Annotated in this window: 12 protein-coding genes; 9 read left to right on the top strand and 3 right to left on the bottom strand. The window is 63.7% G+C overall.

Annotated elements, in window-relative coordinates; translation table 11 throughout:
* Positions 1-740: tRNA (5-methylaminomethyl-2-thiouridine)(34)-methyltransferase MnmD (gene mnmD / locus AK81_RS18185; protein ID WP_043201023.1), on the bottom strand; the 740-nt coding region annotated here is incomplete at its 3' end.
* Positions 741-954: 214 nt separating this feature from the next.
* On the opposite strand from mnmD, the gene pap reads away from it, so the two are divergent.
* Together pap and AK81_RS18195 are read left to right on the top strand one after the other, a co-directional pair.
* The gene (pap, locus tag AK81_RS18190; protein WP_043201025.1) at positions 955-2448 is read left to right on the top strand and encodes a polyphosphate:AMP phosphotransferase; all 1494 of its coding nucleotides are present in this window, start codon (positions 955-957) and stop codon (positions 2446-2448) included.
* A gap of 256 nt (positions 2449-2704) precedes the next feature.
* The gene (locus AK81_RS18195) at positions 2705-3670 is read left to right on the top strand and encodes a DMT family transporter (protein WP_043201026.1); all 966 of its coding nucleotides are present in this window, start codon (positions 2705-2707) and stop codon (positions 3668-3670) included.
* 128 nt (positions 3671-3798) lie between these two features.
* Here AK81_RS18195 and AK81_RS18200 read toward each other — a convergent pair whose 3' ends face one another.
* A complete protein-coding gene (locus AK81_RS18200) occupies positions 3799-5193 on the bottom strand; it encodes a class II fumarate hydratase (RefSeq protein ID WP_043201027.1) in 1395 nt (464 codons plus the stop codon).
* 154 nt (positions 5194-5347) lie between these two features.
* On the opposite strand from AK81_RS18200, the gene AK81_RS18205 reads away from it, so the two are divergent.
* From AK81_RS18205 to AK81_RS18235, 7 genes are all read left to right on the top strand, one after another.
* Positions 5348-5872: a DUF2059 domain-containing protein gene (locus AK81_RS18205; RefSeq protein WP_043201028.1), complete on the top strand. Its 525-nt coding sequence runs from the start codon at positions 5348-5350 to the stop codon at positions 5870-5872.
* A gap of 10 nt (positions 5873-5882) precedes the next feature.
* A complete protein-coding gene (locus AK81_RS18210; RefSeq protein ID WP_043201029.1) occupies positions 5883-6179 on the top strand; it encodes a BolA family protein in 297 nt (98 codons plus the stop codon).
* Positions 6180-6406: 227 nt separating this feature from the next.
* Positions 6407-7339 carry a rhodanese-related sulfurtransferase gene (locus AK81_RS18215; RefSeq protein WP_043201032.1) on the top strand — a complete coding sequence of 311 codons (933 nt, stop codon included), beginning with the start codon at positions 6407-6409 and terminating at the stop codon, positions 7337-7339.
* A 3-nt stretch (positions 7340-7342) separates the two neighbouring features.
* Positions 7343-7975 (top strand): DsbA family protein, encoded by a 633-nt coding sequence (locus AK81_RS18220; RefSeq protein WP_043201035.1) that lies wholly within the window; start codon positions 7343-7345, stop codon positions 7973-7975.
* The gene (locus tag AK81_RS18225; protein WP_043201037.1) at positions 7968-9800 is read left to right on the top strand and encodes an ABC transporter ATP-binding protein; all 1833 of its coding nucleotides are present in this window, start codon (positions 7968-7970) and stop codon (positions 9798-9800) included. The genes AK81_RS18220 and AK81_RS18225 overlap by 8 nt, the downstream gene beginning before the upstream one ends.
* Positions 9801-10070: 270 nt before the next feature.
* The gene (locus AK81_RS18230; RefSeq protein WP_043201038.1) at positions 10071-12527 is read left to right on the top strand and encodes an EAL domain-containing protein; all 2457 of its coding nucleotides are present in this window, start codon (positions 10071-10073) and stop codon (positions 12525-12527) included.
* Between the two features lie 30 nt (positions 12528-12557).
* On the top strand, positions 12558-13343 hold the full coding sequence (locus AK81_RS18235; RefSeq protein WP_043201041.1) for a TenA family transcriptional regulator: 786 nt from the start codon (positions 12558-12560) through the stop codon (positions 13341-13343).
* Positions 13344-13461: 118 nt separating this feature from the next.
* On the opposite strand, the gene AK81_RS18240 is transcribed toward AK81_RS18235, so the two are convergent.
* Positions 13462-14202 (bottom strand): YciK family oxidoreductase, encoded by a 741-nt coding sequence (locus AK81_RS18240; protein ID WP_012271032.1) that lies wholly within the window; start codon positions 14200-14202, stop codon positions 13462-13464.
* Between the last annotated feature and the right edge of the window lie 8 nt (positions 14203-14210).

The raw sequence follows: 14210 nt of genomic DNA on the forward strand, positions 1-14210 counted from the left end.
TACCAAGGGGCGCCGGGGCCGGGCAGGGGGCCGACGTAGGCGCCGCTCATCACCTCCCACTTCTTGCCGATGCCTGGCACCTTCTTCATGGCGAAACCGGCTTCGACCAGGCTGCGGCGTACCCAGCCGGTGGTGGTGAAGGTGCCCAGCACAGTGCCCGGGTGCGATAGCCGCGCCAGCTGCGCGAACAGCTCTGGGGTCCACATGTCGGGGTTCTTGGCGGGGGCGAAGCCATCGAGGAACCACACATCGATCTGCGCATCGAGTTGTGGCAGCTGCTCGAGCACGTCGCCGATCAACAGGGTCAGGGTGACCCGGCCATCGGCGAAGGTGAATTGCTGAAAGCCCGGGTGCACCGCCACATATTGTTCCAGCAGGGGCTCGGTGTAGGCGGCAAGTTCAGGCCACAGGCGCACGGCGCGGGCCATGTCGTCGTGGCCGAGGGGGTATTTCTCGACACTGACGAAGTGCAGGCGCGCGTCGCTGTGCGCGTGCTCTTCAAACAGTTGCCAGGCGCAGAAAAAATTCATTCCGGTGCCAAAACCGGTTTCGCCGATCACCATGCAGCTGTGCGGCGCCAGGCTGGCAAAGCGCTCGGCCAGGCGGGTCTGGCCGAGGAATACGTGTTTGGTTTCTTCGATGCCTTCGTTGACTGCGAAATAGACATCGTCGTATTGCCGCGAATGGGGGCGGCCCTGGTCGTCCCAGTCGATCTGGGCGTGCTGGAGGAGGGTGGACATGGTTGGCTCGGTTGCAGCGGATGGCGGGATTTTATGCCATCTGATGAATTTGCGCTGGTTGTACCGGCCCTATCGCCGGCAAGCCAGCTCCCACAGGATCACCACAGGCCAGAAGCTTGAGGGGCCTTTGTGGGAGCTGGCTTGCCGGCGATAGGGCCGGTACAGGCACGGCATAAATCCGCTAGTCTTGCTTATCCATTGAAGGAGCCAGTGCATGTTCGAATCCGCCGAAATCGGCCACAGCATCGACAAGGAGGCTTACGACGCCGAGGTACCCGCTTTACGCGAGGCCCTGCTCGAAGCCCAGTACGAACTCAAGCAGCAGGCGCGCTTCCCGGTGATCGTGCTGATCAACGGTGTCGAAGGCGCCGGCAAGGGCGAGACGGTAAAACTGCTCAACGAGTGGATGGACCCGCGCATGATCGATGTGCTCACCTTCGATCAGCAGACCGACGAGGAGCTGGCCCGCCCACCCGCCTGGCGCTACTGGCGGGCTTTGCCACCCAAGGGGCGGATGGGCGTGTTCTTCGGCAACTGGTACAGCCAGATGCTTCAGGGGCGGGTGCACGGGGTGTTCAAGGATGCCGTGCTCGATCAGGCGATCATGGGCGCCGAGCGCCTGGAGCAGATGCTGTGCGATGAAGGTGCGCTGATCATCAAGTTCTGGTTCCACCTGTCCAAGAAACAGATGAAGGCACGGCTGAAATCGCTCAAGGACGACCCGCTGCACAGCTGGAAAATCAGCCCGCTGGACTGGCAGCAGTCGCAAACCTACGACCGCTTCGTGCGCTTTGGCGAGCGTGTGCTGCGCCGCACCAGCCGCGACTACGCGCCGTGGCATATCGTCGAAGGGGTAGACCCGAATTACCGCAGCCTGGCGGTGGGGCGCATTCTGCTGGAAAGCCTGCAAGCCGCGCTCGCCAACAACCCCAAGGGCAAGCACAAGGGCAACGTGGCCCCGTTGGGCCGCAGCATCGACCAGCGCAGCTTGCTCGGCGCCCTGGACATGACCTTGCGCCTGGACAAGGCCGATTACCAGGAGCAGTTGGTCACCGAACAGGCCCGCCTGGCCGGCCTGCTGCGCGACAAGCGCATGCGCCGGCACGCCTTGGTGGCCGTGTTCGAAGGCAACGATGCTGCCGGCAAGGGCAGTGCCATCCGCCGCGTGGCCGCGGCGCTGGACCCGCGCCAGTACCGCATCGTGCCGATTGCCGCGCCCACAGAAGAAGAGCGCGCGCAGCCCTACCTGTGGCGGTTCTGGCGACACATCCCGGCACGCAGCAAGTTCACCATCTTCGACCGCTCCTGGTATGGCCGGGTGCTGGTGGAAAGGGTGGAAGGTTTTTGCAGCCCGGCCGACTGGATGCGTGCCTACAGCGAGATCAACGACTTTGAAGAGCAGTTGGTGAACGCCGGCGTGGTGGTGGTGAAGTTCTGGCTGGCGATCGACCAGCAGACCCAGCTGGAGCGTTTTCAGGAGCGTGAGCAGATCCCGTTCAAGCGCTACAAGATCACCGAGGACGACTGGCGCAACCGCGACAAGTGGGACGACTATGCCCAGGCGGTGGGCGACATGGTCGACCGCACCAGCAGCGAAATTGCACCATGGACCTTGGTGGAGGCCAACGACAAGCGCTGGGCGCGGGTGAAGGTGCTGCGCACCATCAACCAGGCGCTTGAAGCGGCGTTTGCCAAGGACAAGAAATAACCCAGGCTCTTGATTGGCTGTTCTGGCCTCTTCGCGGGCACGCCCGCTCCCACAGGATTTGCACCCATTCTGAAACCTGTGGGGCCCCTGTGGGAGCGGGCGTGCCCGCGAAGAGGCCAGAACAGGCTGCACACCTGCCAAGCCATGCCCCACAAGAATGACCTGATGAATTCTTTTCTCGGCACTCTTCCCCGTCACTGCCCTCCAAGCCCGTAGAATTCAGTCACCCCCCACCACGGGCCTGATCGAGGACTTTATGCACACCACTTCCGGCCGCTGGAGCTATGGCCTGTTCCTGGCACTTCTGACTGCATTGCTGTGGGGCATCTTGCCGATCAAGCTCAAGCAGGTGCTGCAAGTGGTCGACCCGATCACCGTCACTTGGTACCGCCTGCTGGTTTCCGGCGGCCTGCTGTTCGCCTGGCTGGCAGCCAGGCGGCGCTTGCCGTCGTTCACCCGGCTGGCGCCCAAGGGCAAGGGGCTGGTTGTGGTGGCGGTGCTCGGCCTGATGGGCAACTACGTGCTGTACCTGATCGGCCTCAACCTGCTAAGCCCCGGTACGGCGCAACTGGTGGTGCAGGTCGGCCCGGTGCTGTTGCTGGTGGCCAGCGTGTTCGTGTTCCGCGAGCGCTTCAGCCTGGGGCAGGGCGTGGGCCTGCTGATTCTGCTGGCGGGTTTTGGCCTGTTCTTCAACCAGCGCCTCGAAGAGCTGCTGACTTCACTGGGCACCTACACCACCGGCGTGCTGACCATTCTGCTGGCCACCAGCATCTGGGTGTTCTACGCCCTCAGCCAGAAGCAACTGCTGACCGTGTGGCATTCACAGCAGGTGATGATGGTGATCTACCTCAGTTGTGCTGCGCTGCTCACGCCTTGGGTACACCCGCTGGAGGCGTTGCAACTGACCCCGGTGCAGGGCTGGCTGCTGCTGGCCTGCTGCCTGAACACCCTGGTGGCTTATGGCGCGTTTGCCGAGGCGCTGGCGCACTGGGAGGCATCGCGGGTGAGTGCCACCCTGGCGCTGACACCGCTGGTGACCTTTGTCGCGGTGGCGCTGGCGGCGCTGGTGTGGCCGGAGTATGTGCAGGCCGAGGACATCAATGCCCTGGGTTATGTAGGGGCGGTGACCGTGGTGTTCGGCTCGGCGCTGGTGGCGTTGGGGCCATCGCTGGTGGCCAGTTGGCGTGCCCGCAAGTTCAAGAAAGTTGCGCGTTCTCTGTAGGAGCGGCCTTGTGTCGCGATGGGCTGCGCAGCAGCCCCAAAATCCATGTCACTGCCGAGATTTCTGGGGCTGCTGCGCAGCCCATCGCGACACAAGGCCGCTCCTACAGGGGTGCGATAAATGAGCTGTCAGCCCTTGCCACCCGGGGCCAGCATGTTCTCCGGCCGCACCCACTGGTCGAACTGCTCATTGGTCAGGTACTTCAACTCCAGCGCTGCCTCACGCAAGGTCTTGCCCTCGCTATAAGCCTTCTTGGCAATTTCCGCCGCCTTGTCATAGCCAATATGCGGGTTCAACGCCGTCACCAGCATCAAGCCGCGCTCCAGGTGCGCGGCCATTTGCTCGGCATCGGGTTCGATGCCCGCCACGCAGTGCAGCTGGAAGTTGCGGCAGCCATCGGCCAGCAGTTCGATCGACTGCAACAGGTTGTGGATGATCACCGGCTTGAACACGTTCAGCTGCAAATGCCCCTGGCTGGCGGCAAAACCGATGGCGGCATCGTTGCCCAGTACCTGGCAGGCCAGCATCGACAGCGCCTCGCACTGGGTAGGGTTGACCTTGCCGGGCATGATCGAGCTGCCCGGCTCGTTAGCCGGCAGGCGCACTTCGGCCAAGCCTGCGCGTGGGCCGGAGCCCAGCAGGCGCAGGTCGTTGGCAATTTTCATCAGCGCCACGGCCAGGGTTTTCAGGGCGCCCGCCAGGCTGGTCAGCGGTTCGTGGCCGGCGAGGGCAGCAAACTTGTTCGGCGCCGTGACGAACGGCAGGCCGGACAGCGCCGCCAGTTCGGCGGCGATGGCTTCGGCAAAACCATGCGGTGCGTTTAGCCCGGTACCTACGGCGGTGCCGCCCTGGGCCAGCTCGCACACCGCCGGCAGGGTGGCGCGGATGGCGCGCTGGGCATAGTCGAGCTGGGCGACGAAGGCGGACACCTCCTGGCCGAAGGTAATCGGCGTGGCATCCATCATGTGCGTGCGGCCGGTTTTCACCAGCTTGTGGTGGCGCGCCGACAGCTCGGCCAGCCCCGACGACAGCTCGGCGATTGCCGGCAGCAGATGCTCGTGCACCGCCTGCGCCGCAGCAATGTGCATGGCCGTGGGGAAGCAGTCGTTGGAGCTTTGCGAGCGGTTGACGTGGTCGTTGGGGTGTACTGGCGTTTTGCCGCCACGGCCTTTGCCGGCCAGTTCGTTGGCGCGCCCGGCGATCACTTCGTTGACGTTCATGTTGCTTTGCGTGCCGCTGCCGGTCTGCCACACGACCAACGGAAACTGGTCGTCGTGCTGGCCATCCAGCACTTCGTCGGCGGCTTGTTCGATCAGCCGGGCGATGTCGGCCGGCAGGTCGCCGTTGCGGTCGTTGACGCGTGCCGCGGCTTTCTTGATCAGCGCCAGGGCGTGCAGCACCGCGAGGGGCATGCGTTCCTTGCCAATGGCGAAGTTGATCAGCGAACGCTGGGTTTGCGCACCCCAGTAGGCGCCATCAGGAACTTCGACCGGGCCCAGGCTGTCTGTCTCGATACGGCTCATTCTGTACTCACTCCTGTGTAGTTCGAAATCGCAGTTTAGGCCCTGATTCGACCGAGCGGTTCCGTCGCTCGTCGTGCCACTTGAGCACATCGCCACCACGGCGCAGAATGCTCTACCCTGAGGTACCCGCCTCCCTCTTCTTGAAGGAAATGCAATGACCCGTCTCCGTGTCCTTTGTGCCGCCGTTGCCCTGGCTTGCGCCAGCGGCCAGGTGCTCGCTGCCACCCCCAGCCACAACGCTGCTGCCGAGAGATTCCTGACCCTGGCCAACGCCGACAAGCTGGGCACCCCGGTGTACATGCAGGTCCAACAGATGTTCGCCCAGCGTTTCGCGCAAACCAAGGCTCCGGCCGCCAAGCAGCCGGTGCTGGCAAGCTACCAGGCCAAGGCCAACGCCGCGCTGGACAGCGCCATTGGCTGGAACAAGCTGAAGCCGAAGATGGTCGACCTGTACACCCAGACCTTCACCGAGCAAGAGCTGAAAGACCTGGTCAAGTTCTACGAATCGCCGCTGGGCAAGAAAGTCCTGCGTGAAATGCCCAAGGTTACCCAGCAGTCGGCCCAGCTGACCCAGCAGAGCCTGGAGCCAGCGGTGCCGGTGGTGAACAAGCTGCTGGAAGACATGACCAAGGAACTGGACCCTAACGCTGGCAAGGCCGCCGTCCCTGCCAAGAAGTGAGCACGCCGCGATGACCATGCAACAGCGCATTGAACAACAGCTGGGCGCCCTGGCGCCGCAGCACCTGCAAGTGCTCGACGAAAGCCACATGCACAGTCGTGGTCAGGAGACCCACTACAAGGCAGTGATCGTCAGCGAGCAGTTTGCCGGGTTGAACAGCGTCAAGCGCCACCAGAAGGTGTACGCCACCATGGGGGAGCTGATGGGCCAGATCCACGCCCTGGCCATTCATACCTACACCGCAGACGAGTGGGCCAAGGTCGGCGTTGCTCCGGCCTCGCCGGTGTGCGCCGGCGGCGGGCACTGAAACCTTTCTGTTGTTCTGGTAGAATCCTGCAGAATCCGGGGGCCGCTTTGCGGCCCTTTCGCGACACAAGGCCGCTCCTACAGGCACCGCACTAGCCATCGGGTTACGCGGTCCCTGTAGGAGCGGCCTTGTGTCGCGAAAGGGGCGCAAAGCGCCCCCATGCTTTTTCTACACCTGTCAAACCCGGTCCGCCCCTTACGAGGGCAACCACCTGGAGAACCTGCTTCATGTCCCAACCTATCGTCGTCGCGGCGCTGTACAAGTTCGTCACCCTGCAAGATTACGTAGAGCTGCGCGAGCCGCTGCTCAAGGCCATGCTCGACAACGACGTCAAAGGCACCCTGCTGCTGGCCCACGAAGGCATCAATGGCACCGTGTCGGCCACCCGCGAAGGCATCGACGGCCTGCTGGCCTGGCTGCGCAACGACCCGCGGCTGGTCGATGTCGACCATAAAGAGTCGTATTGCGACGAGCAGCCGTTCTACCGCACCAAGGTCAAGCTCAAGAAAGAGATCGTCACCCTCGGCGTGCCGGGCGTGGACCCGAACCAGGCGGTCGGCACCTATGTCGAGCCCAAGGACTGGAACGCGCTGATCAGCGACCCGGAAGTGCTGCTGATCGACACCCGCAACGACTACGAAGTGGCCATCGGCACCTTCAAGGGCGCGATGGACCCGAAGACCGAAACCTTCCGCGAGTTCCCGGAGTACATCAAGGCCAACTTCGACCCCAGCAAGCACAAGAAAGTGGCCATGTTCTGCACCGGCGGCATTCGTTGCGAAAAAGCCTCCAGCTACATGCTCGGTGAAGGCTTCGAGGCGGTCTATCATCTTAAGGGTGGCGTGCTGAAGTACTTCGAGGAAGTGCCTCAGGAAGAAAGCCTGTGGGACGGCGACTGCTTCGTCTTCGATAACCGCGTCACGGTGCGCCATGACCTGAGCGAAGGCGAGTACGACCAGTGCCACGCCTGCCGCCACCCGATCAATGCAGAGGAGCGCGCGTCCGAGCACTATTCGCCAGGTGTCAGCTGCCCGCATTGCTGGGACACCCTGAGCGAGAAGACCCGGCGCAGTGCCATCGACCGGCAGAAGCAGATCGAGCTGGCCAAGGCCCGCAACCTGCCGCACCCGATCGGTTACAACTACAAAGCCGAGGCCTGATGCATGTCTGCACGCCTGATTTATGTGATGGACCCGATGTGCTCCTGGTGCTGGGGTTTCGCGCCGGTAGCCGCGGCCCTGATCGCCCAGGCGCGTGAGGCGGGCGTTGCCACCCGCGTGGTGCCGGGCGGGCTGCGCACCGGCGGCAGCGCCCTGGACAGCTCCACCCGCAAGTACATCCTCGAACACTGGCAGGCGGTGGCCGACGCCACCGGCCAGCCATTTCGTTTCGAGGGGGCCATGCCTGACGGCTTCGTCTACGACACCGAGCCGGCCTGCCGCGCCCTGGTCACGGCCCGCGAGCTGGACGCCGAACGCGTCTGGCCGCTGCTGGCGCTGATCCAGCGTTCGTTCTACGAGCAGGGCGTGGACGTGACCACGGCGCCGCAGCTGGTCGAGCTGGCCTCGCAGTGCGGCTTCGACCGCGCCGTGTTTGCCGAAACCTTCGCCCGCGCCGAGACCCGCGCCGCCACCGCAGCCGATTTCAGCTGGGCCCAGGACCTGGGTATCGCCGGTTTTCCGACCCTGCTGGCCGAGCGCAATGGCCAACTGGCCCTGCTGACCAACGGCTACCAGCCGCTGGAGCGCCTGCAACCCTTGCTCGGCCGCTGGCTGCAGCAGGCCGCCTGTGCTTGATGTGCCTGGGTCACCCGACCCGGTGCCGGGCAAGCCTCACACTGCGGGCGATCGACTGAGCTGGGCGGAAATCCGCCGCCTGGCCCTGCATCACAAGAAAAACCTCTGGTCTGCCAACCTCATCGCCGTACTGGCGGCTTGCTGCAGCGTGCCCATTCCGTTGCTGTTGCCGCTGCTGGTGGACGAAGTCCTGCTGGGCCATGGTGATGCTGCGCTGAAGTGGATGAACCACCTGCTCCCATCCAACTGGCAGGTGGCAGCCGGTTATATCGGGCTGATGCTGGCGTTTACCCTGTGCCTGCGCATGGCTGCCCTGGCATTCAACGTGATCCAGGCCAAGCTGTTCGCCGGTTTGGCCAAGGATATCGTCTACCGCCTGCGCATCCGCCTGATCGAGCGGCTCAAGCGCATTTCGCTTAAGGAATACGAAAGCCTGGGCAGTGGCACGGTAACCACCCACCTGGTCACCGACCTGGACACCCTGGACAAGTTCGTTGGCGAAACCCTCAGCCGCTTCCTGGTGGCCATGCTGACCCTGACCGGCACAGCGGCGATCCTGATCTGGATGCACTGGCAGCTGGCCTTGCTGATCTTGCTGTTCAACCCGCTGGTGATCTATTTCACCGTGCAGCTGGGCAAGCGCGTCAAACACCTGAAAAAGCTTGAAAACGACAGCACCGCGCGTTTTACCCAGGCGCTGACGGAAACCCTCGATGCCATCCAGGAAATCCGTGCCAGCAACCGCCAGGGCTATTTCCTTGGCCGTTTGGGCCTGCGCGCCCGCGAAGTGCGTGACTACGCCGTGGATTCGCAATGGAAGAGCGATGCCAGTGGCCGTGCCAGTGGCCTGTTGTTCCAGTTCGGCATCGACATCTTCCGCGCCGCCGCCATGTTGACCGTGCTGTTCTCCGACTTGTCGATCGGCCAGATGCTGGCGGTGTTCAGCTACCTGTGGTTCATGATCGGCCCGGTGGAGCAGCTGCTCAACCTGCAATATGCCTACTACGCCGCCGGCGGTGCGCTGAGCCGCCTCAACGAACTGCTGGCACGCGATGACGAACCGCAGTACCCGGCCGCCAGCGACCCGTTCGCCGGCCGCGAGACGGTGGGCATCGAGGTGCGCGACTTGCGCTTTGCCTATGCTGACGAGCCGGTGCTGGAAAACCTCGACCTGTCTATCGCCCCTGGCGAAAAGGTGGCGATTGTCGGCGCCAGTGGCGGCGGCAAGAGCACCCTGGTGCAACTGCTGTTGGGCCTTTACAGCGCCCAGGCCGGGACCATCCGCTTTGGCGGTGCCAGCCTGCAGGAAATCGGCCTGGAAACCCTGCGCGAAAACGTCGCGGTGGTGTTGCAGCACCCCTCGCTGTTCAACGACACCGTACGCGCCAACCTGACCATGGGCCGCGACAGCAGCGACGACGCCTGCTGGCAGGCGCTGCGCATCGCCCAGCTGGACGCCACCATCGCCGCCTTGCCGCAGGGCCTGGACAGTGTGGTGGGGCGCTCCGGCGTGCGCTTGTCTGGCGGGCAGCGCCAGCGCCTGGCCATCGCCCGCATGGTGCTGGCCGAGCCCAAGGTGGTCATCCTCGACGAAGCCACCTCGGCGTTGGACGCCGCCACCGAGTACAACCTGCACCTGGCCCTGGCGCGCTTCCTCAGCGGCCGCACCACACTGATCATCGCCCACCGGCTGTCGGCGGTGAAGCAGGCCGACCGGGTGCTGGTGTTCGATGGCGGGCATGTGGCCGAAGATGGCGACCACCAGCAGCTGATTGCCGAGGGTGGGTTGTACGCCAAGCTTTATGGGCACCTGCAGCAAAGCTGATCCTGAAAGGCAATCACGCTCGGTGTAGGAGCGGCCTTGTGTCGCGATGGGCCGCAGAGCGGCCCCAGGATTTCTGCATCGACGCTGATTTCCCGGGGGCCGCTTTGCGGCCCTTTCGCGACACAAGGCCGCTCCTACAAAAAGCGCCGCGCCGGAATCGGAAATGGAGTTGTTCCTGTCATAAAAAACCCCGTCACGTTGATGGCAGATGGCCTACGCTGTGCTTGTCTGGGTTGATTTGCGCCTTATCTGCTCTGTGACAGGGACTCCATGAAGGGACATCGCACACTCGAAGCGCCGAAGTTGCTCGGCATTACCTGGCCCTTCATCGCCGTTGTGGTCTTCCAGGTGGCACTGGGCAGCCTCAGCCTTTATACGCTCTCGGCTGTGCGCGCCTATGTCGCGGGCGAAAGCCTGTGGTCGAAGGCGCAGAAAGACGCCATCTACTACCTCAACCTGTACGCCGACACCCGCGACGACAGCACTTACCAGCGCTATCGCCAGGCCATCACCGTGCCCCAGGGCGACCACCAGCTGCGCGAGGTGCTCGACCAACCCATCCCCGACCTGGAAGCTGCTCGCCAAGCCGTCCTGCAAGGCGGCAACCATCCCGACGATGTCGAGCGGATCATCTGGTTCTACCGTAACTTCCGCAACATCAGCTACATGCAGACAGCCATCGATTACTGGGATATTGGCGACGACTACCTGGCCAAGCTGGATGTGCTGGCCGGCGAGATGCGCCAGAGCTTTGCCAGTGGCCCGGTCGGCGCCCAGGCCGTCAATGCCTGGAAGGCCCGCATCGTCACCATCAACGAAGGGGTCACGCCCGCTGCCAAAGCGTTCAGCGATGCCTTGGGCGAAGGCTCGCGCATGTTGTTGCGGGTGCTGCTGATCACCAACCTGCTGACAGCGATGTTTCTCATTACCATCGCCTGGCGGCGCTCCAGCAAGCTTCTGGCCCAGCGTCAGGCGTTTGCCACCGCCCTGCAGGCAGAGAAAGAGCGCGCACAGACCACCTTGCAGGCCATTGGCGATGCGGTCATTACAGCCGACGTGGATGGCTGCATCGGCTACATGAACCCGGCCGCCGAGCAACTGACCCACTGGCAGTCTGGCCAGGCCCAGGGCCTGCCACTGTCGGCGCTGTTCAGCCTGGTGGACGAGCAGGCCGAGGAAGATGGCCGCAGCCTGGTCGAACAGGTGCTTAGCGGCAGCCTCAAGGGTGGCTCCGATCATGCCCGGCTGATCCAGCGCCTGGACGGCAGCACCGTGTCGATCAACCTGGTGGGCTCGCCGATCGTCAGTGACGGCCAGCTCAGTGGCATCGTGCTGGTGCTGCATGACATGACCCAGGAGCGCCAGTACATCGCCAACCTGTCCTGGCAGGCCACCCATGACGCCCTGACCGGCCTGGCCAACCGCCGTGAGTTCGAATACCGCCTGGAGCAGGCGCTGAACGGCCTTGCGCGCCAGGCCGGGCGGCATTCGCTGATGTTCCTGGACCTCGACCAGTTCAAGCTGGTGAACGACACCTGCGGCCATGCCGCGGGCGACGAATTGCTGCGGCACATCTGCGCCGTGCTGCAATCTGGCCTGCGCGAAGGTGACACGCTGGCCCGGCTGGGTGGCGACGAGTTTGGGGTGTTGCTGGAGAGTTGCCCGCCTGACCAGGCCGAGCGCATTGCCGAGCAACTGCGCCAGATGGTGCAAAGCCTGCACTTCGTGTGGAAGGGGCGGCCGTTCGTCACCACGGTCAGTATCGGCCTGGTGCACATGGCCCAGGCCCCTGGCACCCTCGAAACCTCGCTGCGCGCCGCCGACATGGCCTGCTACATGGCCAAGGAGAAGGGGCGCAACCGCGTGCAGGTGTACCACGCCGACGACAGCGAGCTGTCCATGCGTTTTGGCGAAATGGCCTGGATCCAGCGCTTGCACGTGGCCCTGGAAGAAAACCGCTTCTGCCTGTACGCACAGGAAATTGCCCCGCTGAAAACCTTCGAAGGCCCAGGCCACATCGAAATCCTGCTGCGCCTGTACGACGAAAGTGGTCGCACCATCCTGCCCAGCAGCTTCATCCCTGCGGCCGAGCGCTACGGCCTGATGACTGCGCTGGACCGCTGGGTTGTGCGCAATGTGTTCCAGGTGGTGCGCCAATGCCTGGACGAAGGCCGCGAAGGGCCGCTGTCGATCTGCGCGATAAACCTGTCGGGCTCCAGCATCGGCGATGACAAGTTCCTTGAATACCTGCAGCGGATGTTTGTCGAGTACGCCATCCCGCCGCGGATGATCTGTTTCGAAATTACCGAAACCAGCGCCATTGCCAACCTGGGCAGTGCCATTCGCTTCATCAACGAGTTGAAGGGGCTGGGCTGCCGCTTCTCGCTCGATGATTTCTGCGCCGGCATGTCGTCGTTCGCCTACCTCAAGCATTTGCCCGTGGATTACCTGAAGATCGACGGCAGTTTCGTCAAGGACATGCTCGACGACCCGGTCAACCGGGCCATGGTCGAGGTCATCAATCACATCGGTCATGTCATGGGGAAGCGCACCATCGCCGAGTTCGTCGAAACTCCCTTGATCGAGCAGGCCCTGCAGGAAATAGGCGTGGATTACGCCCAGGGTTACCTGATCGAACGCCCCCAGGTGTTCACCTGTGACAGTCTGCAGCGCCAACGGATCGCCGCCCGGCCTCTGTTGCAGCGGGCGCCTGGCACGTTTCGCTAGCGAGAAATCACAAGGATCAAGGAGCTGAAAGTGATTGATGCATTCGTTCGTATCGGGCCTTTGATGGACCCCGCCAGCTATCCCCAATGGGCCCAGCAACTGATTGAAGACTGCCGTGAGAGCAAGCGCCGGGTGGTGGAACACGAGTTCTACGCGCGCCTGCGCGACGGCCAGCTCAAGCAGTCGACCATTCGTCAGTACCTGATCGGTGGCTGGCCGGTGGTGGAACAGTTTTCGCTGTACATGGCCCATAACCTGACCAAGACCCGCTACGGCCGCCATCAGGGCGAAGACATGGCGCGGCGCTGGCTGATGCGCAACATCCGCGTCGAGCTCAACCATGCCGACTACTGGGTGAACTGGTGCCAGGCCCATGGCGTGCACCTGCATGAGCTGCAGGCCCAGGAAGTGCCCCCCGAGCTGAACGGCCTGAACGACTGGTGCTGGCGCGTGTGCGCCACCGAGAACCTGGCCATTTCGATGGCGGCGACCAACTACGCCATCGAAGGGGCGACGGGGGAATGGTCGGCGGTGGTGTGCTCTACCGATACCTATGCCCAGGGTTTCCCCGAGGAAGGGCGCAAGCGGGCGATGAAGTGGCTGAAGATGCATGCCCAGTATGACGACGCGCACCCGTGGGAGGCGCTGGAGATCATCTGCACCCTGGCCGGCGAGAACCCGACCCTGGGGCTGCGTACCGAATTGCGCAGGGCTATTTGCAAGAGTTATGACTGCATGTACCTGTTTCTGGAACGGTGCATGCAGCTGGAAGGGCGCCAGCAAGGCCGTTTGCGCCCGGCGTTGGCGGCGGGCTGACCTTTCGCCTGTACCGGCCTCTTCGCGGGCTTGCCCGCTCCCACAGGTAGGGCGCAGTCCTTGAGGGTTGCGGTGATCCTGTGGGAGCGGGCAAGCCCGCGAAGAGGCCGGAGCAGGTTTACTGGGCGTTGAGCGCCTGCCCGTTCACTGCTTTGCTGTCCGGCCCCATCAGGTACAGGTACACCGGCATGATCTCTTCTGGCAGCGGGTTGTTCTGCGGGTTTTCGCTGGGGTAGGCCTGGGCCCGCATCGCCGTGCGCGTGGCGCCCGGGTTGATGCTGTTGGAACGCACGGGTGCCACGCCTTCCAGTTCGTCGGCCAGGGTCTGCATCAGGCCCTCGGTGGCGAACTTCGACACGCCATACGCGCCCCAGTAGGCCCGACCCTTGCGCCCGACGCTGCTGCTGGTGAACACCACCGAGGCGTCTTCCGACAGCTTCAGCAGTGGCAGCAGGGTGCTGGTGAGCATGAAGGTGGCATCGACGTTGATGTGCATCACGCGCATGAAGTTGTCGCCCGACAACTGCTCCAGCGGCGTGCGCGGGCCGATGATCGAGGCATTGTTCAGCAGGCCGTCCAGGCGGCCGAACTGGTCTTCGATCATCACGGCCAGCTCGTCGTACTGGTGGGGCAGGGCGGTTTCCAGGTTGAACGGGATGACCACCGGCTGCGGGTGCCCGGCAGCTTCGATCTGGTCGTAGACCTCGTTCAGGTTGGCCTCGGTCTTGCCCAGCAGCAGCACGGTGGCGCCCAGGGCAGCGTAGGCCTTGGCAGCCGCGGCACCAATGCCGCGGCCGGCGCCGGTAACCAGGATGACCCGGCCTTGCAGCAGGTCGGGACGGGCGGTGTAGTCGAACATTGTAAATT

Source organism: Pseudomonas putida W15Oct28, from assembly GCF_000708715.2.
Taxonomy (GTDB): domain Bacteria; phylum Pseudomonadota; class Gammaproteobacteria; order Pseudomonadales; family Pseudomonadaceae; genus Aquipseudomonas; species Aquipseudomonas putida_R.

What these genes read in the sequence shown, in the direction of transcription:
- pap (WP_043201025.1), top strand. Translation starts at nt 955, where the DNA reads ATGTTCGAATCCGCCGAAATCGGCCACAGCATCGACAAGGAGGCTTAC.
- AK81_RS18195 (WP_043201026.1), top strand. Translation starts at nt 2,705, where the DNA reads ATGCACACCACTTCCGGCCGCTGGAGCTATGGCCTGTTCCTGGCACTT.
- AK81_RS18200 (WP_043201027.1), bottom strand. Translation starts at nt 5,193, where the DNA reads ATGAGCCGTATCGAGACAGACAGCCTGGGCCCGGTCGAAGTTCCTGAT.
- AK81_RS18205 (WP_043201028.1), top strand. Translation starts at nt 5,348, where the DNA reads ATGACCCGTCTCCGTGTCCTTTGTGCCGCCGTTGCCCTGGCTTGCGCC.
- AK81_RS18210 (WP_043201029.1), top strand. Translation starts at nt 5,883, where the DNA reads ATGACCATGCAACAGCGCATTGAACAACAGCTGGGCGCCCTGGCGCCG.
- AK81_RS18215 (WP_043201032.1), top strand. Translation starts at nt 6,407, where the DNA reads ATGTCCCAACCTATCGTCGTCGCGGCGCTGTACAAGTTCGTCACCCTG.
- AK81_RS18220 (WP_043201035.1), top strand. Translation starts at nt 7,343, where the DNA reads ATGTCTGCACGCCTGATTTATGTGATGGACCCGATGTGCTCCTGGTGC.
- AK81_RS18230 (WP_043201038.1), top strand. Translation starts at nt 10,071, where the DNA reads ATGAAGGGACATCGCACACTCGAAGCGCCGAAGTTGCTCGGCATTACC.
- AK81_RS18240 (WP_012271032.1), bottom strand. Translation starts at nt 14,202, where the DNA reads ATGTTCGACTACACCGCCCGTCCCGACCTGCTGCAAGGCCGGGTCATC.